We start from the raw sequence: 7,883 nt of genomic DNA, 5'->3' as shown, positions 1-7,883 counted from the left end.
TGCACAGCAAAAAAACAGCATTTTTCTCACAGAGAAAAATGCTGTTTTGGGGTGCAGCACCTTCTGTCCCAGCCTCTATTCTTAACTGATCGAATGCTAGCTATTCTCTTAAATATCAGTTTCTAATTATTTTTTTGCTCCAGGCACTGATAAACCGCCATCAAATCTCTTTTATTTAACTCGCGGATACGATTGAAGATTGGAATATCGGCAACGGACTCATCATATAAGCTTTCATCAACAACATCACTAACTTTACCAGTTAGCCATGTTTCTACCTTTATGTCTTCCACAATTTCCTGAAGTCCCTCATCATTGATACCACTTGCATCACAGCTCACACAAGGAATCGTTAATTTATGCACGCCATCATGTAGGTTATCTTCTGTAATGACTTTCTTTCCTTTACAGAACGGACATGGATGACTTTTCTTTATCTTATTAATTTGGGTAACAAGTTTTTTGTAGCCAAACGCTTCATAAACATATGTTAGTTTTTTATATTTCCCATTAGTGAAATACTTATCAATGATGGTTTCTCTCGTCTCATTAATATTTTCAAAATCACAGATGGTTACCTGATTATTTTTACTAATGGATTCAATATTGTCCTTAATACTGTCCCAGAAGGGCAATACATTTTGGAGTACCATTTCATATCCAGCAAAACTTGCTAGTTCTAGTTCAAGCATTTTCAGAGCTACTTGAGTTTCCCTCGGTAACAGTGAGACATCTTCTGTCAAAGCTATATCGCCGCCTACAATAGCCTTCAATTTCAACAGTTCCGGTAACGCTCCTACTGTTTTCATAACTTGCTCCAGAGGCTGCTTTATAATTTCACGAATATCCGTAGAGCCAAATTTAAGTTGTTTATGATGGTTTAACACAGTCCCTTTGCAAATCGGACATGTAATCTTCACTTTAGATGCTTTCATATGTTCTTTAATAATCGATTTCGAAATGAACATATACATCCCAATAATGTTATTAAAACCTTGCCATGTTCTCTGCGTTTTACCTGCTTTATCATAAAATGATTTTTCCCAATATCCGTATAAAAAAGTATGCTTTTCTTCTTCTGTCATGTCATTATAGCTTTTACTTATGTCCTGACCTAGCTCATTCTTAATTTCGTCAAAAATGAATTGCAATTTTGGATATTGATAATACTTTAATACCTCCATAACGTCAGGATGCAGTTGGCCATCCCAGAATGGTACGGTCTTGTCCTGAATAACTACATCAAAATCAAATTCCTCAATCACCCCGCGCCCTGAGCAGCTTGGGCAATGATTATCTTGGTAATAGAAATCGAAGCTACTCGTATCTTTATTGGTTGGATGCGATGCAACAATATGGTTGATCAGACCGCCGAGCTCATAGAGGAAACTATATTGGCTATATAAGTGACGTTCCAGATCAATAGCGATAACGGGGGCAATTGTTTCAGATTCGTATTCACCATATATTAAACGAGCCATTGATGATAAGCTTTTTAAAATCCCGCCCTTATAAATGTTTTCAGCATTTTTAAAGTAGGATATCTGATCTTCTTTTAGGAAGTTAATACCATTATGTTGATTGATCGTTGAAGAAATTTGCAATGGGGTTACTCTATCCGCATTGTTTTGACTGCGATAATAATCATCATGACTAACAACATCAAGATGCTCCACAGGTGCAATCTGTCTTTTACCAAAATCAGCGATAAAATCCGAGTTTTCTAGCATATAAGAATTATGTTCAATCATTATTATGGATATAGATTCATCCTCCAAAATAACCCTGACACTATCAATGAATTGGTTTAATATATTTTGTGATAAACCTTTTGAAGGTTCATCAAAAATAAAAAGCGTATGTGGGTTTCTAGAGTTCGCAAACAGCTCAGAAACTAAATGGACACATTGAAATTCACCATTCGATAAGGACTGTGTTTTTCTTTCCAACGTCAAATAACCAAGTCCAAGTTTGATCAGTAAGCTCAAGCGTTTATGAACGATGTCATCATTCGGCAGTTCATCAATAATATCTTCAATCGAGCGCAGAAAAATATCATCAATATCTTCACTATATTTTGTAAGCTTTCTTTTAATATCAAGGAAAGTCGCAACTGTAGAACGACTAGTAATCGATTGGTTTCGATTCTGTCCTACCATTACGAGTTTATCTTTTGGATATCGCTTCAGAAAATCTTTGGCTATACATTCATTGACAAGTGTAGATTTACCACATCCGGACTCTCCCGTAAAAGTGACAATTCTATTTTGGGGAATTTGAATTTCAGCCATTTGAATATTACGACTATAAAGTTCATGAAAATGATAGTATTCTGTTGGCATTGCCAAATTTCGTTCCCAGGTGATTGGTTTTGGACGTGGGGACTCTTCCACGATTTTACCACCGTATTTACCACTACCAGGTCCAAAGAACAATTGGTCATCCGTTGCGTCAAGCACTGTGTCTGAATGATCGATGAGCCAAATTTGATTTTTATAGCCTAATTGTTTAATTTGTTCTAAAATTTTAAGTAATGTTTGGTGATCAAGACCCACGGAGATTTCATCAATAATAATAACTGTATTTTCACTTGCTGCCATGAATTCAGCCAAATAAAGTCGTGTTAATTCTCCACCTGACAATGTACCCATAATGCGATTTAATGATAAGTAACCAATATTCATATTGATAATATTTTTTAGAATATGTTGCTTCGCTTCACTAATATGTAAAACTTCTGCTAATGAAAGAATAGATTCAATACTTAAGTTGTTAATATCGGAAATACTATGTGGTTGACCCAATAATTCTATTCTTTTTTGCAGTACTTCTGGATTATAGCGTTTACCATCACACTTTTTACAATCAATATTTTTAGTGGTACCTCGCCCTTTACATGCAGGACACCAACCTAACTCATTATTAAATGAAAAAACTTCTGGAGAAAGATTAAATTTTTCAGCAACAGTATCACGTATCTCTTTGAACACGCCAGTATGTGTACCAATTGTTGAACGAGGATTGGAAGAAATGGAAGATTTCCCGAGAAACAGTACTAAAGGCATTTCTTCCATCTTTATAGCACTGAAATTGGTTTCCATAATATTAGGAAATAAATACTGATACTCAGCCTTGGGCAATAAAGACACGAGGCGCTTTTTGGATTCTTCACCAATTGTTTGACAAAAAGTTGTTTTACCAGACCCAGACAACCCAGCAATTCCTAACGATTTATCTACTGGTAGTACCGAATCTAACCCGTTAATATTGTTCGCAATTAATTGATTTATTTTCATAGTGATATCCTCTCCAATCTCTTAATGTAGCATTGCCATATTTGTAAAACTTAATGTTTTTTTAGAAAAGTACCCTTATCATAATAAAAGAGCACAATTCTTGCTACGGAATTGCGCTCTTTAGAAGAATATATTAATTTTCAAGTAATCACTCAAAAGGTAGATCTTGAATAGGTTGAAAACTTTGAGTATAAAAACAACATCTTACTGTTCCGCTAACACTTTTTCGAGCTGATCACCCATTTGTATCCAACTATACTTAGCTCCCTCGATAGCTCCTTGACGTGCTTTTGTTTCTTCACTGAATCCAGTTTGATCGAAATGTAAATGAGTATTTCCATCCGAACCTTTTGTCAAAGTCCATGTTACAGTAGTGCTTTCACCTGCACTTTCCCATGTATAAGAAAGCTTGTTGGGCTCATCCACTACTAATACTTCACTATCTACAATCCCATTCCACCATTCATTTGGCTCAGCTCGGAATTGAAATTTATGCCCAACGACTGGTTTGAAATCATTTTTCCATATCCATTTTGCAAGAGTATCCGAATCTGTTAAAGCGTTCCACACTTGCTCGATTGAGCTTGTGAATTGAAAATCTAGTGATACATCTGGTTTCATTTTTTTTCCTCCAATAAAAGACTTAGTTTAGCAATTCTTTCTTTCCAGAATCCTTCGTAAAAAGATACCCAATCTTGAATTTCTTGGAGTGGAGTGGCATTCAGACGATAACGCGTTTCCCTGCCAACCTTTCGGTGTTTTACGAGACCGGCATCTTTTAGGATAGCAAGATGCTTAGAAACTGCTGTGCGACCCATTTGAAAATGAACTGTTATCTCATGTAGCGGTAATTCTTCGGTATCTGCTAACATTTGAAGTAATTTTCTCCTTGTAGGATCGGCAACAGCGTCATAAACATCTCTGATAGGTCTTGTTCCGTCCAACTACCACACTCCCCCTGAACTTAATTACTATTAATGACACTTAATGGTGTCCTATTATTTATTTAGAATATAACACCACTTGGTGTCTTGTCAAATTTTATTTTCGTCATTATGTAACCAATCTATTCATATGTCATCATATCTTAATTTTATAATTCTTTTGGTAAATAAGGTCTCTTCTATTTATGAAAAGCGCAAGTTAATCCAACTAGTAGGGTTACTCAAAAGGTTTGTGCACAAAAGCCCAACTTCCCAAAAAACAACTTTGTGAATTGCTTCTAGAAATCCTTCATCCTTAATGATTTAACAGTTAAATAAAGCGCTATTCATAAGTAAATACAAAAAGTCCAATTTCTCAGCTTTAAATGAGAAATTGGACTTTTAACGTTCCTTCGTAAAACAACCCTTATACCGACAAGCAAAATTTATAGTAATTTTAGATAATCAGAAATTCAGAATTCCATTTCAATTGGAACTATCGGATAAGGAACAAGGACTCTATTGTTATAATCACTTAATCTACCCTCAAAAATCAATTGAAAATTTGCTGAATGTGGCAAGTCACTTGGTACAACGAGTGAAGGATCTCTTTCGAAGCCAATAGCCTGACTTTCCTTTAGGACAGATGCCACAAACTGAGAACAGAAGAAAGCATTTTTTCTTTTTATCGGTTTTTTAAATAGCACCCCAAATAATCCTATAAAATTATAGCGATAATATTCCTTTTTAGAAGATATTTCTTGAATATATTGATTCATCTTTTGAAATTCTTCGTTTGTTATAGTTAATGAATAGATGGCACAATACGCTTGTTTAAATAAGACAGAATTAATATCTTCTCTAACAAACCCTCCAATGAAAGGGTTTTTTGCTGTTTTTCTTCCAAAACTATATATCTCAATCAATTCATCATCAAAGGAGATGGAAGAATGATTATAGGGTTTTTTAGTATAAGACTTAATCATCCTTGTTAGAATAGTTCCCGTATCAGTTAAAAGGATATAAATCGTTTTTTCTTTGATCATAATCCTCACCTTAAATATTTTTAAATACAATTATTCCTATTAAGCTAATTATTATCCCAGAGATTCTTCGTCGGTTTTGTATTCTAAAAGATCTCCAGGCTGACATTCTAAAGCTTTGCAAATCGCCTCTAAAGTGGATAAGCGAATCGCTTTTGCCTTTCCATTTTTCAAGATAGAAAGGTTTGCCATTGTGATTCCAACTCTCTCAGAAAGTACCGTCACACTCATTTTTCGTTTAGCAAGCATCACATCAATATTGATAATAATTGCCATATTATTCACCTCAGCTTTAGACTATTAAATCATTTTCCTCTTTTATATCTATTGCTTTTTTTAGAAGCCTTTGAAGAACAGCAGCAAAGAATGCAATCACCATGGAAGCAAAAATGGGAATCATTGCAATTATTATGAGACCTGGCGCGTCGTCTACCTCCGCCATGATATAGACGAATGGTAGAGCTACCACATACAAGCAACTAATTATGATGGCGCAGTGTTTGATTTTCTTTAGAGCTCCTACAGATAATTCCGAGAAAGCTTGGTTCTTGTCTATTAAGCTTAAAAGGTTAAAAGATTGATACAAAGCGAAGTAAAATGGAACAGCCGAAACATACATAACCAATAAAATGCCATATACCACAAAAGCCAAATCTGAACCTCTTTCTGCTGCTTCATTAGCTTCATCAGCTATCTGAGGCAACAAAAAAAGACACATAGCAAGAACGGGGATTCCCATAAGAATAACAGCTACCTTTAAAAAAAGTGTTGATCCTCGTTTCATAAACAGTACCTCCTACATTTAATATATTATTTATATTAACATCATATTTATCGTTTTTCAATATATAATTATTGGATTTCGTAATTTTTTTATTGCTATTGGTATTTTTTGTGTGAAAATTTGCACAAACACATTAATATTAATAGAAAATAAAAACGCTTGAGTTTTTTAGGAACCCCAAGCGTTTTACCTGTCTTGTTCTATAAACCCACGAAATATTAAAACTTAATGACAAAAGTATAGTTTACCTCTTTAAAGCCTATTCTAAAAAGAAAGTATACAAATGGAAGGAGAATAATATTCAAGATGAAATTTAAACTACCTTTCAATAAGAAACAGACGCCTAAAGTATTATATAAAACTAACTTAGACACTAAAATGATTTCTTCCTCTAATGATGGTTTTATTCAGCAGATAAAAGATGCTACTCATAATCCATTTGATTTAATCATTAAATCTATACCACCCAATCTTACGATTATTTATATAGATAATTTAGTTAAAGACCAGACCTTAAACGAGCATATCATATCAAATTTACAGAATAAACATAATGAAACACCGGAAACTATTAAAGATGCTCTCTCCATACCTGAAGTTAATATATCCGGTCAACTAGAGAAAACGATTGAATCAATCATTCATGGATCTGTCCTTATACATCTGGACGGTTACCCTCAAGCAATAATAGCAAATATCACCACACGAGAATCCCGAAGTTTGGCAGCACCTGAAAATGAATCACAAGTAATAGGTGCTCAGGTAGGATTTAATGAAAGCCTTTCTACAAATATTTCCTTGATCCGTCGCTACATAGCGAGTTCTGATCTTTGTAACGAAAAATTTACAATTGGGAAGCGCACAAATACATCAGTTGCATTATTGTACATGAATGGTATTGCTGATGATCAAATGATAAATTCACTGAAGCAAAGAATCACAAGTCTTGAAATAGATGCGTTAATCGACAGTGCTGTTCTTTCAGAGATGATTGATGATAACTCGTTATCGGTTTTTCCACAAATGCTATTGACTGAAAGACCTGATAGGTTTTGCGACGGTCTGTTAAATGGCAAAATAGGTCTAATTGTGGACGGTAGTTCTATGGCTATCATATGTCCTCAGTCGTTTGTCGAATTCTTTCAAAGTCAAGAAGATCAAAATCTAAGATGGCATATTGCAACATTTGCTCGGTTATTAAGATTTACGGCCATACTTTTATCAGTTTTTTTGACACCAATATATGTAGGGGCACTGACCTTTCATTATGAAGTAATCCCACAAGCCTTCTTGGTTCCACTTAGTGAATCGAGAGCATTAGTTCCATTTCCACCTGTGTTTGAAGCATTGCTTCTTGAATTTATAATTGAATTACTTAGAGAGGCTGGAGCGAGATTACCAACAAAAATTGGACAAACTATCGGTATTGTTGGCGGTATCGTAATTGGGACAGCAGCTGTCCAAGCAGGAATTACAAGCAATATACTACTCATTTTTGTCGCTTTAAGCGCATTAGCATCATTTACAACTCCAAGTTATATGATGGGCAATGTTATCAGACTCATTCGTTTCCCAATTATCATACTAGCAGGATTTTGGGGTTTTTATGGTATTATGCTTGCTTTTTGTTTTATCCTCATTCATCTTTTGCGTCAATCCAGTATGGGTGCACCATATTTATCTCCTTTTTATCCGCCAAGGTTGAAAGATATGCGAAATAGTATCATAAGAATGCCTTTACCGTTCACTGCAAAAAGACCGGCTCTTACAAGACCGACAAATGAAGAGAAATACAATCCCCAACCTATAAAGCCTGATAAAAGTTGAACTGTAGGTG

The 7,883-nt window shown here is 34.8% G+C and carries 7 protein-coding genes; 1 reads left to right on the top strand and 6 read right to left on the bottom strand.

Annotated features, from left to right (window positions below; genetic code table 11):
* Positions 1–122 precede the first annotated feature (122 nt).
* The 6 genes from MKY37_RS22260 to MKY37_RS22235 form a co-directional block, all read right to left on the bottom strand.
* On the bottom strand, positions 123–3,296 hold the full coding sequence (locus MKY37_RS22260; RefSeq protein WP_340780422.1) for an ATP-binding cassette domain-containing protein: 3,174 nt from the start codon (positions 3,294–3,296) through the stop codon (positions 123–125).
* A gap of 204 nt (positions 3,297–3,500) precedes the next feature.
* Positions 3,501–3,917: an SRPBCC family protein gene (locus MKY37_RS22255; protein ID WP_340780420.1), complete on the bottom strand. Its 417-nt coding sequence runs from the start codon at positions 3,915–3,917 to the stop codon at positions 3,501–3,503.
* Entirely contained in the window at positions 3,914–4,240 is a 327-nt protein-coding gene (locus tag MKY37_RS22250) for an ArsR/SmtB family transcription factor (protein WP_340780418.1), read from the bottom strand. The genes MKY37_RS22255 and MKY37_RS22250 overlap by 4 nt, the downstream gene beginning before the upstream one ends.
* 452 nt (positions 4,241–4,692) lie before the next feature.
* Positions 4,693–5,265, bottom strand: coding sequence for a hypothetical protein (locus tag MKY37_RS22245; RefSeq protein WP_340780416.1), 573 nt, complete (start codon positions 5,263–5,265; stop codon positions 4,693–4,695).
* Positions 5,266–5,316: 51 nt separating this feature from the next.
* Complete coding sequence (locus MKY37_RS22240; protein WP_340780415.1) at positions 5,317–5,538, bottom strand: helix-turn-helix domain-containing protein; 222 nt, start codon at positions 5,536–5,538, stop codon at positions 5,317–5,319.
* A gap of 16 nt (positions 5,539–5,554) precedes the next feature.
* On the bottom strand, positions 5,555–6,046 hold the full coding sequence (locus tag MKY37_RS22235; RefSeq protein ID WP_340780413.1) for a DUF2975 domain-containing protein: 492 nt from the start codon (positions 6,044–6,046) through the stop codon (positions 5,555–5,557).
* A gap of 306 nt (positions 6,047–6,352) precedes the next feature.
* Between MKY37_RS22235 and MKY37_RS22230 the strand changes: the two genes are divergently transcribed.
* On the top strand, positions 6,353–7,873 hold the full coding sequence (locus MKY37_RS22230; protein ID WP_340780411.1) for a spore germination protein: 1,521 nt from the start codon (positions 6,353–6,355) through the stop codon (positions 7,871–7,873).
* Positions 7,874–7,883: the final 10 nt, after the last annotated feature.

The sequence above is a fragment of the Psychrobacillus sp. FSL K6-2836 genome (genome assembly GCF_038003085.1).
GTDB lineage: Bacteria > Bacillota > Bacilli > Bacillales_A > Planococcaceae > Psychrobacillus.
The sequence above is the reverse complement of the archived record's forward strand: the minus strand, read 5'-3'. Positions and strand labels throughout refer to the sequence as shown.

Coding starts and splice junctions, on each gene's coding strand:
- MKY37_RS22260 (WP_340780422.1), bottom strand. CDS start 3,296: ATGAAAATAAATCAATTAATTGCGAACAATATTAACGGGTTAGATTCG.
- MKY37_RS22255 (WP_340780420.1), bottom strand. CDS start 3,917: ATGAAACCAGATGTATCACTAGATTTTCAATTCACAAGCTCAATCGAG.
- MKY37_RS22245 (WP_340780416.1), bottom strand. CDS start 5,265: ATGATCAAAGAAAAAACGATTTATATCCTTTTAACTGATACGGGAACT.
- MKY37_RS22240 (WP_340780415.1), bottom strand. CDS start 5,538: ATGGCAATTATTATCAATATTGATGTGATGCTTGCTAAACGAAAAATG.
- MKY37_RS22235 (WP_340780413.1), bottom strand. CDS start 6,046: ATGAAACGAGGATCAACACTTTTTTTAAAGGTAGCTGTTATTCTTATG.
- MKY37_RS22230 (WP_340780411.1), top strand. CDS start 6,353: ATGAAATTTAAACTACCTTTCAATAAGAAACAGACGCCTAAAGTATTA.